This is a genomic window from Oleiphilus sp. HI0125 (genome assembly GCF_001635355.1).
Genome location: NZ_LWGF01001126.1, coordinates 1 through 825 on the forward strand (window position 1 = coordinate 1; position 825 = coordinate 825).

The 825-nt window shown below is 46.5% G+C and carries 1 protein-coding gene; it reads right to left on the minus strand.

The window, feature by feature from the left end; translation table 11 throughout:
• The coding region (locus tag A3762_RS19505) for a S8 family serine peptidase (protein WP_156493606.1) at positions 1–825 on the minus strand (825 nt) is incomplete at both ends.

Consider the following 825-nt stretch of genomic DNA (forward strand, 5'->3'; position numbering starts at 1 on the left):
ATACGCACCTACCGCCTCTCCCTTGTCGAAGAGACGCGCATCACCATCACTATCCGTACTCGCTTCTAAGTAGTACTCACCTTCAGGAACATCAAAGAACTGAAAATTCGCCGTCGCATTCACATCATCAAAACGCTGCGCTCTGTATATGTCATATGAACCCGCAGCCGCATTCACTTCTTGTTTGCGCAACAAATACACATAGACCCGAGACAATTGCCCAGCAACATCAGCGGCTGCTTTGAAAACAGGAACCGTTTCATTCAACAAAACCCCGCCATCCAAACGATACTCAACTTCTATCATTGCTTGCTGAGCTTGATCACTGACTTGGTCGGGATCAACAGTAATCACGTAACGACTAGCGCCCTGCGCATCGACACTATCTAAGGAAATGTCTAGCCAAGGAACATTTGCCGAAATCAACTCAATAGTAAGATCATCCGACCCTGCATTTCCTATAAACAAACTTGCAGAGCTCGCATAATTACCAAAGCTCAAATTAGACGGAAACACTTCTAGCTCATTCAAAGAATCAGCACCTGCCGCATAAACCGCCTTCTGAGCATTAATCAAACCAGCACCATAAAATTGCTCAGGCATCCCTTGCTCAGTCAATTCACCACGTTCAAGTGCACGCATAAACGAAGCGTTATCTAAAGATGGATCCAGTTCCTTCATTAACGCCGCAATCGCAGCAACATGCGGCGCCGCGAAAGATGTGCCGATCGACAACTCATACCGATCTAATCTACTTGGCGCGATGACGTCATCATCCACCCCATCAAAGTAAATCGAATTAATGTCTGTACCACCGGGAGCCAT